The 25892-nt window shown below is 52.6% G+C and carries 20 protein-coding genes; 19 read left to right on the forward strand and 1 reads right to left on the reverse strand.

Annotated features, from left to right (window positions below; translation table 11 throughout):
* Positions 1–1767 precede the first annotated feature (1767 nt).
* The 10 genes from GXX57_05420 to codY all read left to right on the forward strand — a co-directional run bounded on the left by GXX57_05420 (position 1768) and on the right by codY (position 15697).
* Positions 1768–2076 (forward strand): extracellular solute-binding protein, encoded by a 309-nt coding sequence (locus tag GXX57_05420; protein HHV44089.1) that lies wholly within the window; start codon positions 1768–1770, stop codon positions 2074–2076.
* The gene (locus GXX57_05425) at positions 2009–2872 is read left to right on the forward strand and encodes an extracellular solute-binding protein (GenBank protein ID HHV44090.1); all 864 of its coding nucleotides are present in this window, start codon (positions 2009–2011) and stop codon (positions 2870–2872) included. Before GXX57_05420 ends, GXX57_05425 begins: the two co-directional genes overlap by 68 nt.
* Before the next feature lie 1257 nt (positions 2873–4129).
* Positions 4130–5146, forward strand: coding sequence for a LacI family transcriptional regulator (locus tag GXX57_05430; protein ID HHV44091.1), 1017 nt, complete (start codon positions 4130–4132; stop codon positions 5144–5146).
* Between the two features lie 258 nt (positions 5147–5404).
* Positions 5405–6400: a Gfo/Idh/MocA family oxidoreductase gene (locus GXX57_05435; GenBank protein HHV44092.1), complete on the forward strand. Its 996-nt coding sequence runs from the start codon at positions 5405–5407 to the stop codon at positions 6398–6400.
* A gap of 24 nt (positions 6401–6424) precedes the next feature.
* Positions 6425–7444: a Gfo/Idh/MocA family oxidoreductase gene (locus GXX57_05440; GenBank protein HHV44093.1), complete on the forward strand. Its 1020-nt coding sequence runs from the start codon at positions 6425–6427 to the stop codon at positions 7442–7444.
* Positions 7445–7812: 368 nt separating this feature from the next.
* Positions 7813–8535: a hypothetical protein gene (locus GXX57_05445; protein ID HHV44094.1), complete on the forward strand. Its 723-nt coding sequence runs from the start codon at positions 7813–7815 to the stop codon at positions 8533–8535.
* Positions 8536–8612: 77 nt separating this feature from the next.
* The gene (locus GXX57_05450) at positions 8613–9329 is read left to right on the forward strand and encodes a hypothetical protein (protein ID HHV44095.1); all 717 of its coding nucleotides are present in this window, start codon (positions 8613–8615) and stop codon (positions 9327–9329) included.
* 39 nt (positions 9330–9368) lie between these two features.
* On the forward strand, positions 9369–12056 hold the full coding sequence (locus GXX57_05455; protein ID HHV44096.1) for a LamG domain-containing protein: 2688 nt from the start codon (positions 9369–9371) through the stop codon (positions 12054–12056).
* Between the two features lie 218 nt (positions 12057–12274).
* The gene (locus tag GXX57_05460; protein HHV44097.1) at positions 12275–13528 is read left to right on the forward strand and encodes an extracellular solute-binding protein; all 1254 of its coding nucleotides are present in this window, start codon (positions 12275–12277) and stop codon (positions 13526–13528) included.
* 1377 nt (positions 13529–14905) lie between these two features.
* Positions 14906–15697, forward strand: coding sequence for a GTP-sensing pleiotropic transcriptional regulator CodY (gene codY / locus GXX57_05465; GenBank protein ID HHV44098.1), 792 nt, complete (start codon positions 14906–14908; stop codon positions 15695–15697).
* Positions 15698–15706: 9 nt separating this feature from the next.
* Here codY and GXX57_05470 read toward each other — a convergent pair whose 3' ends face one another.
* A complete protein-coding gene (locus GXX57_05470) occupies positions 15707–16879 on the reverse strand; it encodes a DNA polymerase IV (protein ID HHV44099.1) in 1173 nt (390 codons plus the stop codon).
* A 466-nt stretch (positions 16880–17345) separates the two neighbouring features.
* Here GXX57_05470 and GXX57_05475 point away from each other — a divergent pair, with 466 nt between their 5' ends.
* The 9 genes from GXX57_05475 to wecB all read left to right on the forward strand — a co-directional run bounded on the left by GXX57_05475 (position 17346) and on the right by wecB (position 25891).
* Positions 17346–18275 carry a hypothetical protein gene (locus GXX57_05475; protein HHV44100.1) on the forward strand — a complete coding sequence of 310 codons (930 nt, stop codon included), beginning with the start codon at positions 17346–17348 and terminating at the stop codon, positions 18273–18275.
* Positions 18232–19122: a DUF1385 domain-containing protein gene (locus tag GXX57_05480; protein ID HHV44101.1), complete on the forward strand. Its 891-nt coding sequence runs from the start codon at positions 18232–18234 to the stop codon at positions 19120–19122. The genes GXX57_05475 and GXX57_05480 overlap by 44 nt, the downstream gene beginning before the upstream one ends.
* Before the next feature lie 37 nt (positions 19123–19159).
* A complete protein-coding gene (gene prfA, locus GXX57_05485) occupies positions 19160–20230 on the forward strand; it encodes a peptide chain release factor 1 (protein HHV44102.1) in 1071 nt (356 codons plus the stop codon).
* Positions 20231–21121 (forward strand): peptide chain release factor N(5)-glutamine methyltransferase, encoded by an 891-nt coding sequence (prmC, locus tag GXX57_05490; GenBank protein ID HHV44103.1) that lies wholly within the window; start codon positions 20231–20233, stop codon positions 21119–21121.
* A 54-nt stretch (positions 21122–21175) separates the two neighbouring features.
* Positions 21176–22174, forward strand: coding sequence for a threonylcarbamoyl-AMP synthase (locus GXX57_05495; protein HHV44104.1), 999 nt, complete (start codon positions 21176–21178; stop codon positions 22172–22174).
* Between the two features lie 73 nt (positions 22175–22247).
* Positions 22248–23156 (forward strand): ribose 5-phosphate isomerase B, encoded by a 909-nt coding sequence (gene rpiB, locus GXX57_05500; GenBank protein ID HHV44105.1) that lies wholly within the window; start codon positions 22248–22250, stop codon positions 23154–23156.
* An 82-nt stretch (positions 23157–23238) separates the two neighbouring features.
* On the forward strand, positions 23239–23682 hold the full coding sequence (locus GXX57_05505) for a cytidine deaminase (protein HHV44106.1): 444 nt from the start codon (positions 23239–23241) through the stop codon (positions 23680–23682).
* A 14-nt stretch (positions 23683–23696) separates the two neighbouring features.
* Positions 23697–24713 (forward strand): undecaprenyl/decaprenyl-phosphate alpha-N-acetylglucosaminyl 1-phosphate transferase, encoded by a 1017-nt coding sequence (locus GXX57_05510; protein HHV44107.1) that lies wholly within the window; start codon positions 23697–23699, stop codon positions 24711–24713.
* Between the two features lie 8 nt (positions 24714–24721).
* Positions 24722–25891 carry a UDP-N-acetylglucosamine 2-epimerase (non-hydrolyzing) gene (gene wecB / locus GXX57_05515; protein ID HHV44108.1) on the forward strand — a complete coding sequence of 390 codons (1170 nt, stop codon included), beginning with the start codon at positions 24722–24724 and terminating at the stop codon, positions 25889–25891.
* Position 25892 lies beyond the last annotated feature (1 nt).

Genomic DNA, 25892 nt, shown 5'->3' on the forward strand with positions numbered 1-25892 from the left:
ACTCTTGAATGATCTTCTCCTTGAACTCATCAGAATACTGGCGTGACTTCATTTGGAAACCCTCCCTGACTCAATACTATCATAGTGCAAAGGGTTTCTCCAAACTCATTGCGGGGCCCTTAGGGTGGAGCGGCAAGAATCGCCGTTCCTTTTTTTGTGTTCTCCCGGAATGGGTAGTGTCTAGAGGTTGAAAGTTCGAGACGGCGAAGGTAGCAGTAGTCCTAGCTTAACACACGGGTGTCCATCGGTAGGTGCAATCCGAAGGAAGTGGGCGGCAAACCTCCGGCCGGACGAGCAGGAAGTACATAAGCGGCTAGCAGCGGTTGGATGAGCTTGCCAAAATGGGACGAAGTCCTTGAGTAGACTTGGCGGGTGGATCAAGGGAAAGACAGTACTCTTACCCGGGGACGTCTGCCGGGAACATCCGCGGACGCCTAGTGGAACACATTGTCATCTGGTCCAAGGGACGTCCGGTCAGCTAACATCGTGGCTACCCCTTAAATCCCTGGGTACGTACTCCCTAGCACCAAGTCCTTGACAAGATCACTGCCATCTTTCGAAATCGAGTAAGAGGGAGGGGTTGGCCCTTGTCCTCTCACATCACTGCACATACCCTTTGGGCGGTACACCCATGGTTGACCTAGTGCCGAGCAATCACCTTGTCAGAGACCTTCGAGGCCCCACTTCTTCAAAGGCCACCTTTTACCTTCAGCATTCGAATTGGCAAAGGTCTGTTTTGGAAATCGTCGTGCAGGTCTAATCTGGCGTACCAGAATGATAGGACTACTTATCCGCCTTAGCTAAAGGGCCAGTGTCCAAGTTGACTCCAAAGCCGTCTGCTATGGGCGGCCGCGGCAAGCGCGCAGCCATATTTCGTTGCCTCGGCTTTCCTGCCATTTTCGCCGTGAACATCTGGCTACCATGGCATATTTGGCAGTCTGTTATCCTGTCATCATCAGAGCGAGTTGATGTGGAGTCTCTGTCTTTTTCGGCTAAGTATTCAAAACTGGGTACGCGTCAAGAGAGACACAGGTTGATTGCATCAGCCAAAAGGGAAATGAAACCGTACCCTTGCTTCCAACGGGTACATAGTACTCCCATCCTCTGTCCGGCCGTTTCCGGTCTTGGGTGCACCGAACCACATGGTATCTCATCAGGGGCACGGACGAATGCCGATTTCTACTCAACAGTCAAGAAGGTTGGGTTTTCACTGCAGGTGCTTCGGAAAATTTTCGGAACTCTAGGCAGGAATAACTATGCCGATATAGAAATAACAATTAGCGAAGAAAACGAATGCGAAAAGGAAATCAGACGGCCTATACCATACACTTTCTGTTGAGCACCGGTGGAAGATAGGGACCACTTGGACGTCGGCACAATCCCATCGGCTGATTGCTGGTAGAAGTGGCAACCGAGTGGCAGTTCCAGTTGAGCATACGATAGGCGTGATGAAGAGGTGCTGATCGGTTTTCTATCTTGGCAGATTTCCAGGGTAGTGTGAAAGGGTGCACTGAGATTCGTCTTCGATTCATCTAGCTTCCCGCGTGTGTCAGTGGAGACCGACTGTGTGTGGAGTTTTATAGAAGAGACAGTCTTTTAACAGTCCATCAGCAACAAGGTGTGCCATTCGCACACGTGGATCTAGGTGGCTGCCACCTTTAGAAGGAAGGGAGGAGGGAAGACCCTAAACGCAACAAAGGGAGTACTTACAAGTACCGTAGAAAAAGTAAAGAGAACACTTCCAAACTCAAGACAAGGGGGAGTAAAATGAAATCAAGACACATTATGGCTGTTTTGGTGGTTCTTCTGACACTTAGTTTTGCCATGAGCAGTGTGGATGCAAAGATCGTGTTTAGCGCACGAAATGATCAGAAGTTGGTGGAGCTCTACAACAAAATCCTAGATGCGTTCCGGGAGGAATACCCAGAGATAGAGGTAGTATTCGAGCCCTTGTCCGGGTTATGGTATGAGCAGTTTACGATCCGCCTAATGGGCGGTATCGCCCCTGATGTTATGGCTTCAATTGTACGGTATCGGGTTCTACGTGACTCCCCGGGCCTGGGTCTACAACGCTGACCTCTTCCAGGAAGCCGGGGTTCCCTTTCCGGATCTGGAGTTCACTTGGGACGATATTGTTAGTTACGGTACCAAGCTAACCGTCGACAGAACAGGGGACGGAGTGCCGGAAGTCTATGCGGTGAACAACTATGGGATCGCCACTTGGACTTGGGAGCCGATTTTGGTTTCCTTTGGTGGTTCCATGTTCAATGATTACCTCCGTCCTACTGAGTTCACAATGAATCAGCCAGGGGCGATGCGGGGGATGCAGTTCTATGTAGACCTCAGCGTTGTGCACGGGGTTGCTCCTCGTTTGGCTCCAGGCCAGGGACAGAATCTGCTAAATATTGCCGCAGGCAATGTTGCCATGGCCGGGGAAGGGGCACCACCAACCCTGAAGCCACCGAAATATGACTATGATATCCGGATTATGGCCAGCCCATTGGGTCCAAACGGTCGGTATATCCGTGCTGCGTTGGAAGTGCTTTGGATTCCGAGTGTTAGCCAGAACAAAGAGGAAGCTTGGAAGTTGATCGAATTTATGGCCGGACCGGTGGCACAACGGATTCTGGCTGAAGAGTACGAAGGGGCACTACCGGTTTCCATTGACACCATCATCGAGTACATGAACCCCGAATGGCCGATTCATCTCATCTTAGAAGAGTCGACGACCATGACCAGTAGCGCCCCGATGGCCCAAATCGGTCCAATCTTAGAGCGGGAGATCGGGCCCGTTTACTGGGGCACGGCTAGTCTAGACAGTGTGATTATGAAGGTAAAACCGGCGATCGATGCTATCCTGCAGGGACAGTAAGCTGTAAGAAGAAACCTAGATCCTGAGCTTTTGCTCTAGATCCAGTGAGACCGGGCAGGGCAGATTTCTCATCGGCAGCTAACTGGGAGTTGGGGCTTTGGGCCGAAGTGCTGTCGGTGGGCAGATCTGCCCACCCTTTTCTGGATGAGTGATCATCATAGACCAGTGGGTTTCTACTTAGCAACTAGATAGAGAAGATGGGGCAGTGTGTTGATAATCAACAGGTGCTGCTCTTGGCGGTTTCTGGGAGACCGGAATTGGGGTTTCCGTGAGTGGCTACTAGGCCAAGCCCCTGCCGGACTGAATCTATGGGAAAGACGATGCTGAGCGTGGCTCCACAGGGGGAAGTGGCGCTAATCTGTAATTCGTGGGTCGCAAACAAGGCTCTATGTAGGGTTGTTCTTGGCAGCTAGTGTTCTGGCTTGTTCAAACGGGCTAGTGCTCTGTCCTTGGACTGCGCGAAGCATTACTGCTTGTCGGCCTTTCGTAACTCCGAAGTGCACAGAGAAACGACAGAGTCCGTTCCACAACATTCCAATCCAAAGGATTGAAGGAGCGCGTCAATGCCCTTCTGGCCAGCCACCAGACTCAGAAGGCAGGGTGTCTGGAGTGGAAAACTACCTGTACATCGACCAAGACACTGTTTTCAGAACGTGAGAACCGAGTCAACGTACGTTGGGGTAATCGGTAGGCTACTCGTGACAACTGGACCCAGTTCGGGGTATGGCTGCGAGTTGATCATGTTGTCTTGGAATCGAACGGGGCTTCGACCACCCGGTCTTGATGGGTGTGTGTCATTCACTGGCGAGTATAGACTAACTGGTTAGACTTGGGAGAAGGTTTACGCAATTGTGGGTGTCACTGCTCTTCGAAAGTCCATGGATAGTCCGACTCCCATAGTTGCAATAGATTTAACTTGAACCCGATGGAACTCTGCCCCTTATGCCCGGCAACGAAGTGCATTATAGTTACAGTTTATGTTTGCTGCGAAAGTGATTTAGAGAAATTTTGATTTCCCGGGCAGGAATACCCTCTTTGGCGTAGAACAAGTACCATTGAAAACGAATGCGAAAAGGAAACCATAGGGAGGCGGTATGACTCGGCGGCTTCATGGAGAAGCCCACTAGGTGCAACAGGGGGCAGGGTCCTTTAGGGCATAAAGGGAATCGTTGGGCGGCACTCCGGATTCATTTGGCTCCTTTGACCTGTCATGGGAAACAGGAGACGCAAATTCCTTTCATAAAAAAGGGTGATAGTTTGGTTACGATTAAGGATGTGGCGCGAGAGGCCAATGTTTCAGCGTCGACGGTATCAAGGGTACTGTCTAAAAGCGCAAATGTCAGCAAAGAAAAGCGCGAACGGGTTCTCGCAGCCATGAAGAAGCTGGGGTATGTTCCCAATCTTGCTGCCCAGTCTCTGCGCGGCAACGGGTCTTTTGTAAACAGCTGGACGAAAGGCATAGGAGTGATCGTGAGCAGCAAGGCGATGGAGATTTCCCCGGAATTCTTTACCCCAATCCTGGAAGGTATCCAAATCGAAGCGGAGCAGCAGAACCAAGTCGTGGCGTTTAACCGCAGGATCGATGAGTTTGCCAACAAACCTTCGCTGCTGAACGAGCTGGCACCGGAAGTGGCTACAGGCCTAGTCTTCGTGGGATGTTCTCCCTATAATGATCAGGTCCTGTCGCAGGTGGTGGACGGGGAAGTTCCCATCGTACTGGTGGAGTTCACCTACAAAGGGCTGGATGCGGTGATCGCAGACAAATGGGATGGCATGCGCCAAGCTGTAAACCATCTGGCATCCTTTGGGCATAGGCAAATTGTCTATGTGGGCCCCGTCGACGAACGGGCCCGAGGTTTCGAAATGGCCCTACAGGAAGCAGAGCTCTGCCGAAGCGGAGACATCATCTTTCCGGCGGAGTTTTCTCTGCGGGAAGGGTACAGGGCCTGCCGTGAAGTGCTGGGCCGCAGAAGCTTTACCGGGCTGGTTGCCGCTTCGGATGCTATTGCCTTTGGGGCGATCAGGGCCATTCATGATGCTGGTCTATCTGTGCCAGAGGATGTCTCGGTGCTGGGTTTTGATGATGTGCCGATGGCGGAGTTCCTTACCCCGCGGCTGACCACTGTTGCTGTTAATAAGGTGGATATGGGGCGCTATGCTGTCAGGCGGTTGATGGACAGTGCAACTATTGCCGGGCTGGAGTTGTCGGGTACGGTGACCATATGCCCAGTGGGGTTGGTGGTGAGAGAGTCTACGGGACCGGCGAAAAGCTGAGTATTGGCATTGCTTGCTGCAGCGTTGACTGGATTAGAGGTATAAGACAAGTCCGGTCTAGAAGAACCTTCTGGTCCCTAGGCAGGAATACTTCCGGTGATTGTAGAAATATCTATGAAAACGAATGCGAAAAAGAAATCGACACGAGCAGCAAGATGCTCTGGTTTCCGTGGAGTGAAGCAGGGGACGTCGACATCGCTTGCTGCAGCTTTGACTAGGTTACAGGGGTAAGAAAAAACTACATAAGGTGGTCTTGATATGTCACTTAACGTGGGTGTTGTTGGTGTAGGTGTGCGGGGCAGGCACAGCCTCGAACAGATGCTAAGAAAAGTAGAAGGAGTACAGATCAGGAGCCTAAGCATGTACCCGGGTACGCACCCGGTTCTCTTGGAAGGATTTACGGAGGCTAGGGCAAGGGAGTACGCCGCGAATCTAGGTGCTAGCTATCTTGAAGACTGGCGCCAAGTGGTGCAAGATCCAGAGGTGGACATCATTAGTGTCATGGTGGAGCCGGCTGCGGCCTATCCGGTAATCATGGAAGCCATCGCTTCGGGGAAACACGTTCTTTGCGACAAGCCTATGGTGAAAAGTCCCGAAGAGGCTGAAAACATCCGGCGGGCCGTCGCTGAAAGTGGAGTTCAGCTGATGGTGTTTTTCTGGGCTAGGTACCTTCCTCCGTTTCGAGATCTTAGGAGACAGGTCGCGGAGGGTGTGATCGGTCGGCCGGTTGCTGCGTCAATGGAGTTTATCATGGGCAATGGACCGTTGGGTGGTTTTACGGCTTCAGCAGAATACCTCCAGGGCTATGGTGGTGGTGAACTGGTCACTTTTGGGTGCTATGGCGTGGACTACCTGTGTTGGCTGCTGGGTGAACCCCACGCACTGCAGGCTGGGGCCTTTCCATATTTTTATCCTGATTATCAAGCGGTAGGTATGGACTCCCTTGGGTTTGTGGGGATTGAGTTCAAGGATGGCAGCATCGGGAACCTGACCACGGGTCGGAGTCCTGGTAGCATGGCGATCATCCGCGTGAATGTAACTGGTGAAAGCGGGGTGCTTCGGGCTGATGTCAATCTAAAGGCACCGGGGCTAGTAAGCGATGCTCAGATGGAAATGATCACAGATTTTGTCTCTAGCATCCGTGGTGAAAAGCCCGCAGGGGATCTGCCGGGGTGTCAGGATGGCTGCTACAATGCTCGGGTTCTCAGTGCTGCTTATGAGGCGATTGAAAAAGGAAAGACCATATTAATCTAACAACCAGTGAGGAGAGAATACAGGATGACCAGATTAGGCATAGCTGTGGTAGGAGCTGGTGGTCATAATATTGCCACGGCCAATCATCTGCCTGCCATTAAGAAGATACCGGAACTAAACCTTGTTCTGCTTATGGACAAAAACCCAAAGGTAAAAGAATACGCAGAAGAGTACGGTGTCGAATGGACATTGGATTTCGACGAAGTCTTGGCGCGGGATGATGTACACATTGTGGACATTTGTTCTCCTGACTGGCTTCACGCGGAACAGACGATCAAGGCTTTGGAGGCAGGTAAGCACGTACTGTGTGAAAAGCCCATGGCCTTATCTGTCAGTGATGCCCGGTCTATGGTGGAGGTTGCAGAGAAAAACGGTAGGAAGCTGCAGATCATGGCGAACTACCGCTATTACCCCGAGTGGAATTATGTAAAACAGGTGGTGGACTCAGGGCAGCTCGGTAGGCCCAGACATCTAAAATACATCGTTCAGAAGCCGTTCTTCAGCTATCCTCCGGATAGTCCGTATCGGAAAAAGTGGACTGGTGGTCAGTTCATTCATAATGGGGTGCACTATGTAGATCTCATCTGTTATCTTCTGGGTTCGCAGCCCACTGACGTGGCCGGCATGAGCCTCTCATATTATCCCACCAGTGACCGGCTAGAGACAGACAACTACGTCCTTTGTTCCATGCTGCTGGAAAACGGTGCTTCTGCGGTATGTGAGATGAACCTATGCGTGCAACCGGGTACCCCAGCCTTTGAACGGGTAGTTGTGATCGGTGAAGAGGACAACCTTGACGTCTCACTCATGGGCAGCTCTTTGTCAGAGTATACCGGTGATGGCTATCGTTCCGTCCCACTACCGCCGAAGGAACACCAGGAACCTATCCGCATCGTGATTCAGGATTTCGTAGAGAGTATCCTCCACGGCAAGAAGCAGACTATTCCGCCGGATTATTCGCTAAGAATCTTTGAAGGGTGCATGGCGACGCTGCTAGCTGTGGAAGAACAGCGGACAATGGGGCTCCCGCTAGCGGAAGAGTAAAAGCAGATAGGAAGTCATGTTTTTGGGGCCTGCGGTTTGTTTATATGTCTTGGGATAGCGTCTTCCCAACCGTGGTTCAGAGAAAGACTGGTTCCAAGAATACTCTGGATGTTAGCAAAAGGTACAGTGGAATGAAAACGACATGTAGTCGATGCAGGTTCCAAGTGAATATTGGGGGGTGACTACATGCTTAGGTATCCTCCATGGAGAACGTCAAAGAGAGCAGAAAAGCCTTTGGAAGGAGGGTGATAGGACCCATTTGTGACGGAAAGGTGGCCGGCAATTTCGAAAAGCTAGGTGTGCTCGAAAGGTGTTCAGAGTAGCTACTTTTACATTTTGACACATTTTAACCGAAGGAGTGAAGGTAAATGAAAAAGGTTCGTTTCATTCTTGGTGTATCATTGTTGGTAAGCTTGCTCTTGCTTAGCAGTGTGTCTGTTTGCTTGGGCAGTGGGCCTTTTATTGAACTGTCAGAAGCCACATCCTATGAGGTCTATGAAGGTAGTGCGGGATTCGAGGACGGCAAGTTTGTTATAGTCTCCAAGGACAGTGCTTGGGACCGGGGGTTTGTTGCAATCCAGGATGGGGTGAAGCTGGGCCAAGAGCTTATGGTGGAGCTTGACATTCAATCAGTAGCTGTCACCTCAATCAACGACATGCCGGAGATGCGCTTTACCTTGTATCTGGTCCCCGAACCTGTTGGGCCGACGGGGAACTGGTGGGAGACAGAGAGGCAGCGAGTTGGTGGCCCCAATTACACCGGTGAGTATCTGGCGGCCTTTCTTGAGATAAACCAAACTGCTAATGTGGTTAGTTTGCAGTTACTGCATAAGGCGAAGGATCAGGAATTCCGCGGCAGTGTGCTGTTCCGTCAGGACTTCCCCTTTACCGGTGCTTTTCCTGGTTATCTCCGCCTGGTTATAGATGCTTACAGTTTCAACATGCTTTACTCCGATCGGGTAGACGTTACCCGGGATCACCGGTCGAGCATCATGGATTGGGAAGAAGTGTTCTTGGTCTTAGAAGTTCAGAATGTAGATGACAACCGAGGCGGTATCACTTTGGATTCTCTGAGGGCGATGAGCTATTAGGGAGTACGTGCGAGACAAACCACAAAGCTCCCTTAGGACCATGAACACAAAACTTAGTCAAGGAGGTATCCGTAGCAATGTCCCTAAGAAGAGTCCTCTGCTTAACGCTGAGTACGGTGCTACTCTTAGCGGCTGGGTGCTTTACTATTGGGCCGGGTGATGTGGACGAAATCGACCCGATGCCCTATGAGGTTTTGGATGGTACCGTTGTAGTTGAGAATGGGCGCTTATCCATTACGGCGAACGACCAATCCTGGGCAAGGGGGGTCCTGTATTTTACGGAGCCCATCCTGTTTGAACAAGATCAGTACACTATCGAGGTGGAATTTGACACTCCGGATATTGTGAAAAGAGACCCTGGGGTCGACATCCGCTTTACGATGTACCTAGCCCCCATCGCCCCGGACGAAAACAAGGACGGGTGCTGGTATAACCCCGAGGATGGCCGAGTGGGAGGGCAGTGGTATACGGGAGAATACCTGTCGGTGTACCTCGAAATCGACAGTACTAATGACAAAGTGCTTATCCAAGTGTGGCACAAGGCGGAAAACGCTCAACCCAAAGGCCGCATGGTCGCTCAGAGGGAAATGAAACTTAGTACTGGATTTCCTGCAAAGATGACTGTGCAATTTGACAATGAGAACTTCCAGATGCTGTTTGGCAGCGTTGCACCTTGCAACGAGCAGCACGGTGCTGGTGTTTCCGACTGGGAGCAGTTCTATATTGTCTTAGAGGTTCAGAATGTGAACGCTAACCTTGGTACTATCAACATTAATTCAATCGAAGTCGAGTAGGCAGTGATGGATCTATCGTTCAAGAAGAGGTGCTTAATTGTGGCATATATGCATATCGCCTTGATTATGGTTTTGATCTTGTTGTTGATGGTGGCTGGGTGCTCTGCGGCCCCCGCTAGCATTCTTCTCCTAGATACCTTTTCTGAGGTTAGAGAGTCACAAGGAATAAGGCACACCATCGCCGAGGTGATCTCTAAGCAGTCCGGAGAGGTGGGGGGAACCGTAGGCATGGATGTAGAGCTGGTACACGGCGAATCGCCGTTATACCCTGGTGTTAGGTCTGTAAGTTCTTCGGGCAGGGTTACCTACCCTGCCCTGGGGAACATATCCCTGGAGCAGGGGACTGTCGAAGTATGGGTTACTACACTTCCGGGATTCCGTGGCCGCAGCCAATACCTGTTTCGACTCCGGGTTGACCAGAACAACGGCCTGGGGTTGTATTATAACGGCAATGAGCGGGCGATCGTCGCTTGGATCACCAACGACACACCAGATAAGAACGCGGCCAATAACGAATTCAGGACGTTCATGGTTAGTAATATCTTGGATTGGAAAGAAAACGAACAGCATCACGTTTGTGTAACGTGGAGCAATGGTCACCAGATACTGTATCTGGATGGTGTCCCAGTCCGATGGCAGGAGTTCAACGGTGAAATCGGTGGCACTCTCAATGACCGTTCAGTGATTGAAATTGGAGAGTCCACTGGCATGGTGATAAACGCAGTGCGGGTTTGGGATCAGCCGCGGTCACCACGGTTCATCCATGAAGTGCCCACCGTGTCCGATCAAGAGGAGCAGTTCCTCTTCCCTGTCCGGGTAGGCCTTGAGGATGATGAACTGGGTGAACTCGGAGAAGAAGAGTTGGCCACAGATTTGTACAGGATGCGCATCGACAAGGAGAGCGGACTCCCTGCATCCCTAATTCATAGACAGGCGAAGGTGGATCTTCTGTTTCAACCAGTGCGGTTGGTTCTATCTGGCCAGGAGGTAGACGTACGGGCCCGGGAGTACCAAAAACAAGAAGATGCGCTGGTGGTTGTCCAGGAAATCCAGCAACATCCAGAATTGAAAGTGACAAGCCGGTATCAGACTTTTGGGGACTATGTGGAGTGGAAGGTGAGCATCAGGAATACCGGGGAGGAAGACTGGCGCGGCGACGTTGGTGTCAATTTCCCCGCTGTTAGCCCTGACGATATGGCTTTCCTTGCCGCAGATGATAATCCATTTCCGGCGCGTAACGGGATGGCCCAGTATGGTGGCGATCGAAGCCGGATCCAGGGCTGGACTGGTTATGCAAATACCTACCTGCCGTTGTCTGCGGTGTATCATGGGGAGCGGGATTATGGGCTGACCGTGTGCCAGCCGCCAGATACTTTAGGGCTCATCCGCTTTGATTTTGGATCAGAAGTGCCCCTGGGTATAATGGGCATCACCAACTACGATCTTACGATCAAGGCCGGGCAAGAGCAGACTATTACTTACTATCTTGTGCTCCATGAAGGTGACTGGCGGCCGGTACTAAAATGGATGGTGCAGAGGTTCCCAGAGGTCTTTGTCAGCCCTCATGAGAAGAACCCGTTGGATGGTCCCATGATTGTAGGAGGACCGTCAGATTTCTACTTCCTTACGGAACTGGAAAACTTCGGGATTGTCTACCGGCAGATGGGCACAACCGACGGGAACGAACTCTTTTTCGGACGGTATGTACCTGAAGACCCCAGCCCCAACGTCCTGAAGTTCTATGAAGGGCTCAGTGCCCAAATCGAGAGTGCTGAGCACCACGGCATCAAAGGATTGCTGTATATTAACGCTAGGGAATGTCAGAGCCTCCCGTTGGCCAAAGAACGGTTTGCTGACTCACTGCAGTACACTGTTGACGGGGCTATTCTGGAAAGCTACAGTTTTGGTGCCAAGATGACCTGCCGCCCGGGATCCAGTTGGTTTAACCATATGCTCCAACAGGCGGAGGCCCTCTTAGATGCAGTTCCCAACGCGCATGGGATCCAGTTCGACAATAGCTGGGAGAAAGAATATGCGGAGATAATCCACGCGGTGTCTGAATTGGTGCGCTCTAGGGGGCTGGTGATTGCTTCCAATGGTGCCTCTTCCAACTCTGCTGGAGCAGTGGACTCCATTATGGCTGAGGGGACGCGCCGGTCCCTAGGCGGCATGCAGTATCTTTGTTTGGAAAAGCCGATGACCTATCTGCCGCTTTATCTGAACCACGCCTTAGGTCTCAGTGAGCGAGAACTGGCGGCACCGGCCTTGATCGAGAACCTTGAGCAGGATATCAAAGGGTGCCTGCTTGCGAAAGCTTTCTATAGCCTGAACTATCGCGGGCTTAGGAAGTTCGACAACGAAGGGATCAACCTCCTGCTCCACTATGTGCCGCTCAGGGAACCTATGTATGGGGCGAAGTGGTACTTAGAGGCTCATGCGTTGGTTACACCAGAGGACATCGATGGGAATATATTCCAGACCGCTGATGGTGGCTTTGTCATCTACTTGGTCTCCTGGGAGGGGATGCCCTTCAAGGCAGAGCCCAAGGACCCATTCAAGATAGCGGCCAACCTCAAAGGATTTGAGGTGACCCGGGTGCTGCAGAGGCACATCGAGGATAGTACCGAGGTTGAGGTGAGCTTTTCTGCCATGGGACCTAGTCTAGAGGTGGAGGTTAATGGCCATCGATCCATCACTATGCTCCGGATCGAGGGGAATTGGCAGTAGAGAGCGACAGCCCGCTGAGGCCGGCTCTGTAGAGGAGCCGGCCCTATGCGGGGCAGTAGCACGTGCCCATCGGGACTTCCTTACCTGAGTACTGGAAGAAGCACGAACTGGCACAGCCTTGTTGAGTTTTAGTTTACCAACCTGGATAGGAGGTATGTTTTAGTATGGTAATGGCAGGAAACAGACTTCGGTTGTGGGTTACAGCAATCTGTTTGACCATGCTGATTGTGGTGGGTGCAGGCCTTACCGCTACTGGTGCACCGCAGAGGGTCGAACTGTTGTACCCCGCTGGTAACTGGCGGATTGCTTGGGAAGCATTAGCGGAGGCGTTCAATGCATCACAAGATGAATACGTTGTTGTACTGAAAGCCCAGTCGTCGCCCAGTGAGTTCATGGTTAGAACTGTGTCTGGTGCGCCTCCTGACCTAGTTCATATGCACAGGAGTGATACGGCCCATATCTTAAACGGACTTCTTGAGCCCATCGGAGGACTGATTGAACGAGACGGTTTTGACTTGGGACAGATGTTTCCAATTGTTCTCGACGTTTCCTATCAATCAGGTGCCATGGCAGGGGGGGACCTCTATGATCTGCCCTTTGCGTGGGGAGCTGTTGTGTTCGGCTACATCAGTACGTTTTTTGATGAAGCTGGGTTGGAGTATCCGTCCAATGATTGGACCTGGGATGACGTGGAGAGTTATGCGTCTAAACTAACCCTAGTACAGCAATCCGGATTCAGCATCCTGCCACAGCGCTTTGGACTGTGGTTTTCTGCAGCTGGTCCATGGACCTGGCCGCCCTTGGTCGAAGGATGGGGTGGTATGCTTTATGATGAACGGATATTCCCGAAAGAGACCTTGCTTCACGAGCCGGAAGCCATCGCGGCACTGGAGTTTATGGCAGATCTTATCACCGTAAGGAGGACTGTTGTGCCTACAGACCAGCTCGAAGCCTTTTCATTCAAGACGGGCAAGAGTGCAATGGCGGAGCTGGCGCCTTCCCATATTGGAGATGTCCGGGAAAGCTTAGGAGCAATGAATCTGGAATGGCAGCTTGTGGCCTATCCTTCCGGTCCGGTGCGCCAGACCACTCGCCTTTTCACGGAAAACTTAGCCATACCCCGGAATGCACGCAACGTGGAGGGGGCGTGGGCATTTATGAAGTTTGTCTGCGGGCCAGAAGGCCAAAAGATCCTGGGAACAGTGACCGGAATCCCAGTGAACATTGAAGCGGCTGCCAGTAGCTTCGTCGATCCGAACACTCCCCAGCATGAAGAACTATATCTCCATGCGTCGGAATATGCCCACAGTTTCTACTTCCTGGTGGATCAAGCTGCGGTACAGTCCATGCTAGAAAAGGAATTTGGACCGGTCTGGAACGGTAGGCGCTCAGTACAGGAGGCTGTGGAAATGGTTAAGCCAGCCATTGACGCCAAGCTACAGGCTGATTATGCGGCGCTGTTCGGCAACTAGTAATTACCTCTACTAATGCTCGTCGCAAGATGTGATGCCTGGCCGGTAGGCCAGGCATCACATGTGTTCCCTTGCACAAGAAATGCCCTCCGCCCTGTCTATCCTGTTGATACCTCCGTTCAACCCCCCACGCCATTGTTCCGGGAGGTTCCAGGCTATGAAGGTGAGCCATACCAGCAAGTTCCCCGAGTGGTACGTCATGTCTAAGGAGACATGATAATCTTTCTGCAGGACCTTGGCCATTTCCAAGGGACTCTTGATGGGAACAATGGGTACTACCATCAGATACCGCAAAGCGACCAGTGGAAGGAACCGGACGTTGAGGCCAAGGTAGGTATATGTGGGCACGAAGAGGTTTGACCTTATGGAACGCACAAGTATGCTTCTCTCGAAGAAGAGTGTATCGGGCAGGGATCATCTTAGCGGCGATTTCGCAGGAACGACACTGTCAAGAACCGGAATTGTGCACCTAGACGCAGCTGTTCAAAGCCAAGAGAAACCATTGTCTTTGCTGAGTTTAGACTAGAACCTCGTGTCGAAAAACCTCGGATTATGCGGGAAGTAACAGAAAATTACGTTAGAGAAAGGATTATGGAGGAAGTCGGCTCTAGATGAGAAAAACGGAAGAGTTTAGGGTTTGTCTATGTAGACGGTACTATAGTAAACTTAGCTTGCACTAGAAAGTCTTTCCGCACCGGTATGAGTTTGGCAGATGCCTCCCAAGCGTCCCTCGAGACAAAAGACCATATTATCCAATGCTTCGTAATATGGATGCAATGCAGCAGGGTACCGACTGACTTGTGATGGAAGGGCTTTTTTGGGCGGCCGCTTTTCCGAAACGCCGGGTCTCCCTTGTTAACAATGAGCTATGTCGCCCAAGTGATAGACGCGCTCTTTCTCCTAAAGGTTGCAGGGTGTGCGGGTGGGAAACGGTCATTGGAGGGAAGGGGCCGGCGTGGATAGCTTTGTGGGCCATTTGTGTGTCCGGTAGAAATGTTCCGGGGGTAGCAAGGTAGGGAGCTGAACAGGCAATTCTAGAGGCTTGCCTATTCATCCTTCCAGCAGCTTAGAGTCGGGATTTGTCCCCTATCAGTAGGTCCCGACGTCTATGAGTGCGGGGATGAGTTCAATGACGGATCATTGCCATTCCGTTCGGAAGTATTTCCGGGCCTGTATACCGGTGGCGAAATTAAGACGACAGTCAGCAGATCGTTTTCTTGTAAATATCTAACTTGCGTGTGAAAACTTGACTGAAATATAAGTTTTGGGTATAATTCTCTCTAGTACCGTAGTTTGTACTTCTTGGCGATGGTCGCCAGTTTTCTGCATATTGATAATGGGTAGGAATAATAACACAGGTAGAAAGGAAGTTGAAATATGGATACATTACTTAAACGCGTTAGAAGAATCACCCAACTGATGCAAAACGAGGGAGAAGATGTAGCCTTTGCCGATATCGCTCGGGTTTTGGCCGCAGAGATGCAAGACACTAGTGTTTATGTGGTGAACCGCAAAGGGAAAATTCTCGGTTATGCCTTGCCGATTGGCTATGAGACCACCGATTTTGATGCCGACTGGCTAATGGAAGGCAGGCTTCCCGAGGATTACAACGAGATACTCCTCCGGGTAGGCACCCTAACGGCAGAGAAGGATGTCGCCACCGCTCTTGGAGTAAAAGTTGCATTGATTGCTCCGGTGGTGGGCAGCGGACGCCGTTTGGGCACGTTGATGATGGTTAGGGATGGTGAGCGCTTCAACGACGACGATAACCTCGTTGCCGAGATTGCCTCTACGGTCATTGGCATGATTATGGCCCACGCCATGAGCGAAGAGGAAGAAGACGAGGTTACGGAGCGAAAGATGGCCATTTCGGCGATCCGGAGTCTTTCCTATTCCGAGATTGTGGCAATGCAGCGGATCTTTGATGAGCTCAATGGGGATGAGGGTCTGCTGGTGGCTAGCCGGGTTGCCGACGAAGCGGGTATTACCCGCTCGGTGGTGGTCAACGCCCTGCGGAAACTGTCCTCGGCCAACGTGATCGAATCTCGGTCGCTTGGGATGAAGGGTACCTATCTGCGGATTCTGAACAAGGAGCTGAGGGCGGAACTGGAGAGACAACGTTACCCCTATCCAGCGGAGACAGCCGAGCTTAAGAGGAAGAAAGCATAACCAAGCTGGTTATTTCGGAGGGTCAGGGTTTTTCCCCTGGCCCTTTTTCATTTCTGTCCCTCGATGGACGATGGGGGCTTGATACTTCTCTGTTAATCGGTCTAAGGCTAAGGACAACCTTCGTTTGGATTCGTCCTCGAAAAGAGAGGCCTGTTGGTGGCGACTCAGTTTGGATACACCGACACCGATTAGCCGAAAGGGACGATTCCGTCGGGGTAGTCTCTCCAAAAGCCGACATGCTTCGTAGTAGATCGTATCATCATCCTGAAAGGTATATTCCTTCGTGGTGCTCCGGGTCACAGTGTAAAAGTCGTTGTAACGGGCTTTTAGTGTGATGGTCTGGGCCGAAAGACACTGTGCCCTTAGTCTATGGCCTATGGCGGCTGCTTGTTCAGCCAAGATGCCCTTGATTTGGGCCAGATCAGCAGTATCGGTGGAAAAGGTGGTTTCGTGGCTGATAGATTTGGCCTCAGAATTAGGCGTCACTTGCCTATGGTCGATGCCGTTGGCTAGTTGCCAGATGACGGGGCCACTATTGCCCAGAATCCTGGCCAGGTATTCGGGAGACTTGGTACGTACATCTTTTATAGTATGAATTCCATAGCGCTGTAGTTGTCTTTGGGTTTGGGTACCGACGCCCCAGATTTTGCTTACCGGTAACGGATCCAAGATAGTATGCACATTGTCTTGGTCGATGATGACTAAACCATCGGGTTTTTGGAGATCAGAGGCTATTTTGGCCAAGAACATATTCGGGGCAATGCCCACGGAGGCCGTCAGTCCCACCTCGGACCAAATCCTTGATTTAATGGTCTGACCCATCTCCTGACGGTCTTTGTAAAAATGCTCGCATCCCGTCATATCGAGGAAGGCCTCATCGACGGAGAGGTGTTCTACCACCGGGGTGAACTGGTAGAAGGTCCTGTGAATTATCGTGGAGATCTCATGGTAATAGTCCAGGTCGGGAGGGAGAAAAACCGCATGGGGACAGAGTTTGCGGGCTTGGGCCATGGGCATCGCGGAACGGACCCCATATTTTCTGGCCTCGTAGGAGCAAGTAGATACAACCCCTCTGGGACCTAACCCTCCCACAATTACAGGTTTGTTCTGATACTCGGGATTCCGCTTCTGTTCGATGGCTGCAAAGAAGGCGTCGAGATCGACGTGCACGATGGTGGCCACGGAATTCCCCTCCTTTGGCAGTATTATATCAATGACTGTTTGGGAGAACAATCTAGGGAACTGTGAGGAGGGGACAAGCACATTTCGGTCTCAAACCAAGTCGGTTGAGGGTGGATTGCATGGTTGCGCAGGCGCTGTTCGGAGACTTCCCCAACGATGAGTTTGTCCCAGTGAAAGGACGTGGGTCAGCACTAAAGAGTCTGTCCCTTTTGCTGATCCGAGAGGTTCGGCCCATGGACAGCTGAAGCTTGTCTTTCCCATTCAATGATTGAGATGGTTATTATTCTTGGGTATAATTGAACTGGTAACGTATGAAGACGGGCTCAAGAACTAGGGCGCTTGGCGACTTGGTAGGATTTGCTCCGATTAACAAGGGGTTTTTGGCACCGCAGGTTGCAAAGCTTACAGGGATACCATATTGTTAAGTTGAAGGCTTGCCCATAGATGATAAGGGGAGGGGTGGGGAATGGGTGAGCGAATAGAGCCCAAGTGGCCGGTACGGTTGCTTTCGTTTGCCCGGGCGTTTACCGTAGGCTTGGCCTACTATTCGGTGCATAGATTCCCCGGGCTTACTTCTTCTTTTGTAGCGATCTTTACGGCCCTTTTGCCCTTTGATTTGATGGTGTCCCTGCCGAGTTTGCGTACCCGTCGGGCGGCGGTGAAACAGATTGTGCTTGTCGTTGTTCCCAGGATCACCGCCACGGCCTTGACCCTGTTTAAGGGGTTGTTTATCGGGATTATCTTTGGTACTATTACCCGATTGGGCCTTCCGGTATTCTTCGGAGCGGTGCTGACCGCCGGAATCGCCTATAGTATAGCTGTAGCTACCAAATGGAATATTTCGGGTTACGTGGGAATGATCGCTGGGCTGAACGTTTTCCAGGAAATCGTGGCGGCGTCAGTGGCCGAGGAAATGTTGATGACGGTGTTGAAGGTCAGCTTAATCGCTTCCTACGGGACCTTTGGAGCATTGCTGGCCGGCTGGGGAGCGGGGTTGCTGATCGGACTAGTGACCCGACTCTTTTTACCCCGAGGCTATCGATACTTGAAGAGCGCGGCCTATGACCAACCCTTGGAGTATCGACCGTTTAAGGAAGTGACTGGGACAGGCAATGAAATGGCGCTACTTACACTGACCATTTCGGAGGACAGTCCCTTGGCGGGAAGCACTTTAGCTCAACTTGCCCTTAAGGAACGGTTCAACGCCTATGTGCTTTCGATCCACCGGGGAGAGACGCACATTCCTGCACCCAGCGGTAAAGACTATCTGTATCCCAACGATCAGGCTTTGATCTGGATACCTAAAGAGAGGGTACCAGAACTACTTTCTACAGCGCGAAGGAGCCATGAAAATGAGCAGCAAGAGATTCAGTTATGGGGGCCAGGCGGTAATTGAAGGCGTGATGATGCGTGGTCGTAGAACCATGGCCATTGCCGTAAGGAATAACAATCGGGACATTGTCCTGAATGAAGAAACATTGCAGCCCTTGGCGGACAAGTATCCCTTCCTCGGTTGGCCCATCATCCGGGGGGCGGTTTCCCTCGTGGAGACTCTGGTGATTTCTATCAAAGCTCTCAACTATTCTGCTAGTGTTATTGCCGAGGATGAGGGAGAAGAACTGGGTACGAAGGAACTGGTCCTTACAATGGCGATGGCCCTGTTGCTTACGGTGGGCATCTTCATTGTGTTACCGGCGTTTTTGTTGCGTTTTGTTCAGAGTCATATCACTAGTAATGTGCTTTTGAATGTGGTGGAGGGATTAATCAAGATCACCCTGTTTGTGTCCTATATCGCGCTGATCTCCCAGATGGCAGATATTCGGCGGGTCTTTCAGTACCATGGAGCCGAACACAAGACCATCAATTGCTACGAGCAGGGTGAGGAGCTGACGCTGAACAATGTGCGCAAGCACAGCCCCATCCATGCCCGTTGTGGCACAAACTTCATCTTGATCGTCTTCTTTACCAGTATCTTTATTTTCTCCTTCTTTGGTCGTCCACCCTTTTTGATTCGTGTGTTGACCCATTTGGCGATTCTACCCTTGGTGGCTGGTTTGTCCTATGAGGTGATTAAACTGGCCGGCAAAAAGAATGCCAACCCCTTGGTACGGGCGGTCGCCAAACCGGGCCTACTTTTGCAGAAACTCACTACTCGGGAACCGGACGACGATCAGATCATGGTGGCGATCCGTTCGTTGGAAGCCGTGTTGAACCAAGAAGAGAGAAAGAATCAGAACGCTTAGAAGATTAGTGTAAGGCTAAAGACGGGGTGTTATCTAGATGTTTGAGCAATTGGCGAGTGCGGAAAAGCGGTATGAAGAGCTGACAAAGAAGTTGGGGGATCCGGAGATTATCGGTCAGCAGCAGTTGTATACCCAATATGCAAAGGAGCATGCGGATCTCGGCCGTTTGGTAGAGCTTTACCGGGAGTACAAGGCAGTGGAGGAGGAGCTGTCCGAGCTGGACACCATGTCCGAGGACGATCCGGACTTGGCGGCCCTTATCGAAGAAGAACGGGAAAAACTCACGGTGCGGAAGGAGAAGCTCACTAAGGAGCTAAGGTTGATGCTGCTACCGAAGGATCCCAATGACGATAAGAACGTCATTATGGAGATCCGGGCCGGGGCCGGTGGTGAGGAGGCCGCCCTATTTGCCGCGGATCTGTTTCGTATGTACAACCGCTATGCGGAAACGGTTAACTGGAAAGTGGAAACTATGAGTACCAGCACCACGGGGCTGGATGGGTTGAAAGAGGTTATCTTTATGGTCAGTGGCAAGGGTGCCTACAGCCGACTCAAGTATGAAAGCGGCGTGCACCGGGTCCAACGGGTTCCTGCCACGGAGGCCAGCGGGCGGATCCATACTTCGACGGCGACGGTCGCCGTTTTACCCGAAGCGGAAGAAGTGGAAGTAGAGATTAACCCCCAGGACATCCGGATCGATGTCTTCCGGTCCACTGGTCCCGGTGGACAAAGTGTGAACACCACAGATTCCGCGGTGCGCATTACCCACCTTCCTACGGGGATCGTGGTCAGCTGTCAAGATGAGAAATCACAGCACAAGAACCGGGAAAAGGCAATGAAGATTCTGCGGGCTCGCCTGCTGGACAAGATACAGCGGGAACAGCAGGAGAAGCTTTCTAGTGAAAGGCGCAGTCAGGTGGGTACCGGAGAAAGGTCTGAGCGGATCCGGACGTACAATTTCCCCCAAGGTCGAGTTACGGATCACCGGATCGGTTTGACTTTATACAATCTCGATCAAGTGATGGATGGCGAGTTGGACTTGATCATCGAGCCGTTAATCGAGGCGGAACAGAAACTGGCCCTGGGAAATCTGGAGGAGCAGAAGTAGATGGGGCAACCGAGTCGGAAAGTATTAGAGCTTTTGACCCTATCCACCGATTACCTGAAAAAGGCGGGGGTGGATACACCCCGACTGGATGCCGAGGTGTTGCTGGCCTATTGTTTAGGGCTTGAGCGGATTTGGCTGTATGTTTACCACGATCGTCCCGTTACGGAGGAAGAGCTGAATTGCTATCGCCGGCTCATCGCCCGCCGGGGCAAGCACTGCCCTGTGGCTTATCTTACGGGGGAGAAGGAATTCATGTCCCTGTCATTTCACGTGACCCCGGATGTGCTAATTCCACGGCCAGATACGGAGATACTAGTAGAGTCGGTGATTACACGGGTATCCGCCAGTTTTCCCGAGGGGGAAGTACGGATTGTGGACATAGGCACCGGCAGTGGTGCCATCGCGGTGTCCCTGGCCCACTTGCTACCCCATGTGTCTGTGATGGCTTTGGACATTAGTCCGAAGGCCTTAACCATAGCAGAGGATAATGCCCAGCGACATGGGGTTGCTTCCCGGTGCCGCTTTCTCCGCAGTGATTTACTCTCGGGCTTGCCCCCGGGGTATCAGGCCCATGTTTTGGTGAGTAATCCACCCTATATTTCCCTCCCCCAATGGGAGGAGTTACCCCGGTCGGTCCGGGAATATGAGCCTGAGATCGCCCTGAAGGCGGGGGCTGATGGCCTTGACTTTTACCGGCGGATCTTCCAGGAAGCCCCACCCTATCTGTTACCGGGGGGCTACTTGTTTTTGGAGATCGGTGCGGGACAAAGGGAAGCGGTCTGCCAGCTGGGAATGGCCAAGGGGTGGAACCTGGAAGAGGTACACAAAGATCATGCAGGGATCGAACGAGTTCTCGTTTTCTGCCAGGAAGACAATTCGAGGTGGAATTAGTTGCCTAAAGATACACTATTTTTGGACATGCGCACAGGGATCGATGAGGGGCAGATGGCCCAGGCGGCCGCGATCTTACGCCAGGGCGGTCTGGTGGCCTTTCCCACTGAAACGGTCTACGGCTTAGGCGCCAATGCCTTGGACGAAGTTGCGGTGGCAGGTATTTTTCAGGCCAAAGGAAGACCCCAGGATAACCCCTTGATCGTCCACGTTGCGGAGCAGGAACAGTTGTATGACCTGGTTCAGAGTGTTCCCTCCTGTGCTCGGGATCTCATAGGGCGCTTTTGGCCTGGCCCTTTGTCCTTGATTTTCAAGAAGGCTCCACAGGTGCCCCTGCGTACCACCGGGGGCCTGGACACGGTGGCGATCCGGATGCCGGATCATCCGGTGGCTCTGAAGCTGATCGCCGAAGCCCAGGTACCCGTGGCCGCACCCAGTGCCAATGTCTCCGGGCGTCCGTCCCCGACGACGGCGGCTCACGTCCACAGGGACCTGGCGGGAAGAATTGATTGTATCATCGATGGTGGCCCCACGGGGATCGGGGTGGAGTCCACGGTGTTGGACCTGACCAGCACCCCACCGATGGTGTTGCGTCCAGGGGGTGTAACCGTCGAAGAGCTGAGGGAGATCCTCGGTCCGGTGGATCTGGATCCCGCCCTGGAGGAAGAGCGCACGGTGCGCATCGCCCGTTCGCCTGGGATGAAGTATCGTCATTACGCTCCCGTAGCCAGGGTGCACTTGGTGCTTGATCGTCCGGGGGTGGAAAAGCGGGTGGAGGCTTTGGCGGGGGAACTGGCCAAGGCGGGCCGGCGGGTAGCCGTCATGGCTCCGGCCGAGAGCATTCCCTTATACACCAATGGCCAGTTGCTCTTGGAACCGATGGGCCAGGTCCAGAAACCCGTGACCATCGCAGCCAACCTATACGGACTGCTCCGAAAAATGGATCACCTCGGTGTTGATGATATTGTTGTGCAGGGGATAGAGGAGAAGGGACTGGGTCTTGCGATCATGAATCGCTTGCGCAAGGCGGCTGGTGGAAGGATCGTGTCATAATCCCTTATGTAAAGGAGTGAAGGGCATTAAGACCATATTGTTCGTCTGTACCGGTAACACTTGTCGTTCCCCCATGGCGGAAGGACTCTTGAAAAAACGTCTGAGGGAACTGGGGAGAACTGATATCAAGGTGCTGTCCCGGGGAGTCGCTGTGGGATATGCGGCACCGGCCAGTGAGAACGCGCAGAAGGTGATGGCAGAGGATTACCAGGTGGATCTGGAACGTCATCGGGCGGCCCTGCTGACCGCAGAGGACCTTAAGGGGGCTAGCTTGGTCTTGACTATGACCCGGCGACACAAGGAACTGCTTGAACAGGAGTTCCCCTGGATCCGGGACAGACTCTTTACACTGAAGGAGTATGCGGCTTTGCGGTCGGAGCAGGAAGGAAAGTACGGCGATGGACCCGAAGATTTAGACATTGCCGATCCCTTCGGGCAAGGGGTAGAGATCTACCGGAAAAGTGCCAGGGAGATCGAAAAGGCAATTGAAGTGCTCTTGCTTGACTTGGTAAAGGGTGATTCTTGGGGAGGTAGTCACATGGTTGTTGCATTGGGTTGCGATCATGCTGGCGTACAGTTGAAAGCGGAGATCATCGAGTACTTGAAGGAGAAGAACATTCCCTATATAGATTTTGGAACGGATTCCGATGAAGCAGTGGATTATCCAGATTTTGCCGCCAAGGTCGCCCAGGCCGTGGTCAGCGGGCAGTGTCAGCGGGGGATCTTGATCTGCGGTACGGGAATCGGCATGTGTATTGCGGCGAACAAAGTGCGGGGAATCCGGGCGGCCAGTTGCAGTGATACCTTTTCTGCTCGGGCCAGCCGGGAGCATAACGATGCGAACGTGCTTTGTTTGGGAGCCCGAGTGTTGGGGCCCGGGCTGGCCGTTGAACTGGTGGACGTGTGGTTGCATACCCAGTTTCAAGCGGAGCACCCCCGACACAAGCGCAGAATCGATAAGATGATGCAACTGGAAGACTAGTGGGAGAGAATGTTTCCCGGAGGGGAGGAAACAGGATCGTCTTTGCCGGTTGGCAACCAGCGGAGATGGTTCTGTGTACGTTGTGCGGCCGAGTTGGGATCAATACTTCATGGAGATTGCAAAGTTGGTGGCTAAGCGGTCCACTTGTCTGCGCCGGCAGGTGGGTGCAGTGCTGGTTCGGGATAAAAGGATCGTAGCCACAGGATATAACGGCGCTCCCGCCAATTTGCCCCATTGCTTGGATATTGGCTGTCTACGACAGGAGCAGTCGATTCCCTCAGGACAACGGCATGAGCTTTGTCGTGGGATTCACGCAGAGCAGAATGCGATTATCCAAGCCGCCTTGCATGGTGTGAGTACTAAGGACTGTAGTATCTATGTTACGCACCAACCCTGTATCCTGTGTGCTAAGATGCTGATCAACGCGGGCATCGTGCGGGTTATTTACGCGGGGGATTACCCCGATGAGGTGGCCGCCCAATTGTTGAAAGAGGCGGGGATCGCGGTGGAAGCGGTAAGTCCTTAGGGAGGCGTTAAAGGGTGGTTAGGGCGGCGATTTTCAGCTTTTTTTTCAGTGCGGTGGCCAGCGGTGTGCTTTATTCCCTTGCACCCAGATTGAGGTTGCTGGATTATCCCAATCATCGCCGCATTAACCCCCAGCCTTTAGCCAACGGCGGCGGTATCGCCATCGTGTTGGGGATCCTTCTGTCTACCCTGTTTTTTCTTGACGGTCCGGGATTTGTCAGTATTCCCCTTCTTATGATTCTAGTCTTGGGGATTTGCGACGACATTTTTGAACTGAGGGCCCTGTATAAGCTCATCGGTCAACTGGTGGTGGCGGCGGTAGCAGTGGCTGGGGGGATCTTGATCCCTGAGGTGACCGGCCCTCTGACCGGCAGGTCCCTGTCTTTGGGGTGGCTAGCCTATCCTGCCACGGTGATTTGGCTTGTCGCCATGACCAACGTGATAAACTTCGTGGACGGCTTGGACGGACTGGCGGGGGGAATCAGCCTCGCTTGCTGTCTCTATCTGTATGTAACCTTCCGGCAGCTGGGTCTCATGGCGGAAGGAGCGATGGTGTTGGTGATGGCCGGCGCGCTCGTTGGTTTCTTACCCTTCAATTTCCCCCGGGCCAAGTTAGTGCTGGGAGATGCGGGGGCGATGAGTCTCGGGTTCCTGCTGGCGGTACTGATGACGCGGCTGTCGGGGGTAGGGGCCTTTCGTCCTTCGGTACTCTTTATCCTGTTGGCCCTACCTATTTTGGACACTGCCTGGGCCATCTACCGTCGGACCAAACGTAAGACACCCTTTTACCTTGGGGACCGGGAGCATTTACATTATCGTTTGGCCGATCATCTGCGGTCAGGGACCGTAGCCTCAGCGGTACTGGTGCTGATGAGCCTTGGAAATACCGGTATCGCCCTTGGGTTAAGCCATTTGCCCGCCTGGGTATCACTCCCTGTGGTTGTTTTCTTGAGTTATGGCTATACCTTGATGGCCCAACGGTTGCAGGTGATCCCTCCTTTGAGATGGGGAAGAAGCGGGTTACATAAGTGAGGCAGTAGATGAGGGGGGAAGTCTTGAAAAGGCGGCTATCTGTACTGTGTGTTTTTGGTACCAGACCGGAAGCCATTAAAATGGCCCCCCTAGTCCTTCTGTTAAAAAGGGAACCGGATATCCGTCCCATTGTGGTGGTGACGGCGCAACATCGGGAAATGCTCGATCAGGTACTAGACATTTTCTCGATCCGGCCCGATTATGACCTAGATTTGATGCGTCCGGGTCAGACTTTGACCCAAGTTACCTGTGGGGTGCTGACTGGTCTGGAGGCGATTATTGCCCGGGAAGATCCCGATCTGGTGCTGGTCCACGGGGATACCACCACCAGCATGGCGGCAGCCCTAGCTAGTTACTATGGGAGAAGACCACTTGGACATGTGGAAGCAGGACTGCGGACCGGGGATAAGTATAATCCCTATCCGGAGGAGATGAATCGTCGGATTACTAGTAATCTGGGCGACTTGCATTTTTCCCCTACGGCCGCGGCCAAAGGGAACCTGTTGGCGGAAGGTGTTCCCGAGGAGAAGATCTACGTAACTGGAAACACGGTGGTGGATGCTCTTCGGTATATCATCGAACATCACCGAAGCTTTTCTGATCCAGCCCTGGAAAGGCTTGTAGAGTCCACTGCACGATTGATTCTGCTTACGGCCCATCGGAGGGAGAGTTGGGGTGCCGGTTTGCGGGAGATCTTTGCGGCGGTGAGGGACTTAGTGAGGGATTTTTCCGATGTGCAGGTGGTGTTCCCGGTACATCGGAATCCGGTGGTGAGGGACCAGGCTACCGCGGCCTTTGGTGGGCAGGAGCGTATCCACTTGATCCCTCCTCCCGCCTACAACGATTTTGTGCGATTGATGCAGCGGGCCTATCTTGTTTTGACCGATTCCGGTGGAATTCAGGAAGAGGCGCCGGGATTGGGCGTGCCGGTCGTGGTCCTTCGGAACACCACCGAACGCCCCGAGGGTTTGGCGACGGGGAACGCGGTATTGGCCGGTACCAGGCGGGAGGGAATCTATCGACTGGTGGCTGACCTCCTCCAGGACCGGGAGAAGCATCGCCAGATGGCCCTGGCACCTAATCCTTACGGTGATGGCAAGGCAAGTGTGCGGATCCGTGATGCCATATATCATCATTTTGGGCGAATAGCTAACCGTCCGCGGGACTATGTAATCTAGC

Source organism: Bacillota bacterium (assembly GCA_012839765.1).
GTDB lineage: Bacteria > Bacillota > Limnochordia > DUMW01 > DUMW01 > DUMW01.

Excerpts from the sequence above, each read along its gene's own strand:
- GXX57_05420 (HHV44089.1), top strand. The coding sequence starts at position 1,768 with ATGAAATCAAGACACATTATGGCTGTTTTGGTGGTTCTTCTGACACTT.
- GXX57_05480 (HHV44101.1), top strand. The coding sequence starts at position 18,232 with ATGAGCAGCAAGAGATTCAGTTATGGGGGCCAGGCGGTAATTGAAGGC.
- rpiB (HHV44105.1), top strand. The coding sequence starts at position 22,248 with ATGGCGGAAGGACTCTTGAAAAAACGTCTGAGGGAACTGGGGAGAACT.
- wecB (HHV44108.1), top strand. The coding sequence starts at position 24,722 with ATGAGGGGGGAAGTCTTGAAAAGGCGGCTATCTGTACTGTGTGTTTTT.
- GXX57_05445 (HHV44094.1), top strand. The coding sequence starts at position 7,813 with ATGAAAAAGGTTCGTTTCATTCTTGGTGTATCATTGTTGGTAAGCTTG.
- GXX57_05460 (HHV44097.1), top strand. The coding sequence starts at position 12,275 with ATGCTGATTGTGGTGGGTGCAGGCCTTACCGCTACTGGTGCACCGCAG.
- GXX57_05495 (HHV44104.1), top strand. The coding sequence starts at position 21,176 with ATGGCCCAGGCGGCCGCGATCTTACGCCAGGGCGGTCTGGTGGCCTTT.
- GXX57_05435 (HHV44092.1), top strand. The coding sequence starts at position 5,405 with ATGTCACTTAACGTGGGTGTTGTTGGTGTAGGTGTGCGGGGCAGGCAC.
- GXX57_05475 (HHV44100.1), top strand. The coding sequence starts at position 17,346 with ATGGGTGAGCGAATAGAGCCCAAGTGGCCGGTACGGTTGCTTTCGTTT.
- GXX57_05450 (HHV44095.1), top strand. The coding sequence starts at position 8,613 with ATGTCCCTAAGAAGAGTCCTCTGCTTAACGCTGAGTACGGTGCTACTC.
- GXX57_05440 (HHV44093.1), top strand. The coding sequence starts at position 6,425 with ATGACCAGATTAGGCATAGCTGTGGTAGGAGCTGGTGGTCATAATATT.
- codY (HHV44098.1), top strand. The coding sequence starts at position 14,906 with ATGGATACATTACTTAAACGCGTTAGAAGAATCACCCAACTGATGCAA.
- prfA (HHV44102.1), top strand. The coding sequence starts at position 19,160 with ATGTTTGAGCAATTGGCGAGTGCGGAAAAGCGGTATGAAGAGCTGACA.
- prmC (HHV44103.1), top strand. The coding sequence starts at position 20,231 with ATGGGGCAACCGAGTCGGAAAGTATTAGAGCTTTTGACCCTATCCACC.
- GXX57_05425 (HHV44090.1), top strand. The coding sequence starts at position 2,009 with ATGTTATGGCTTCAATTGTACGGTATCGGGTTCTACGTGACTCCCCGG.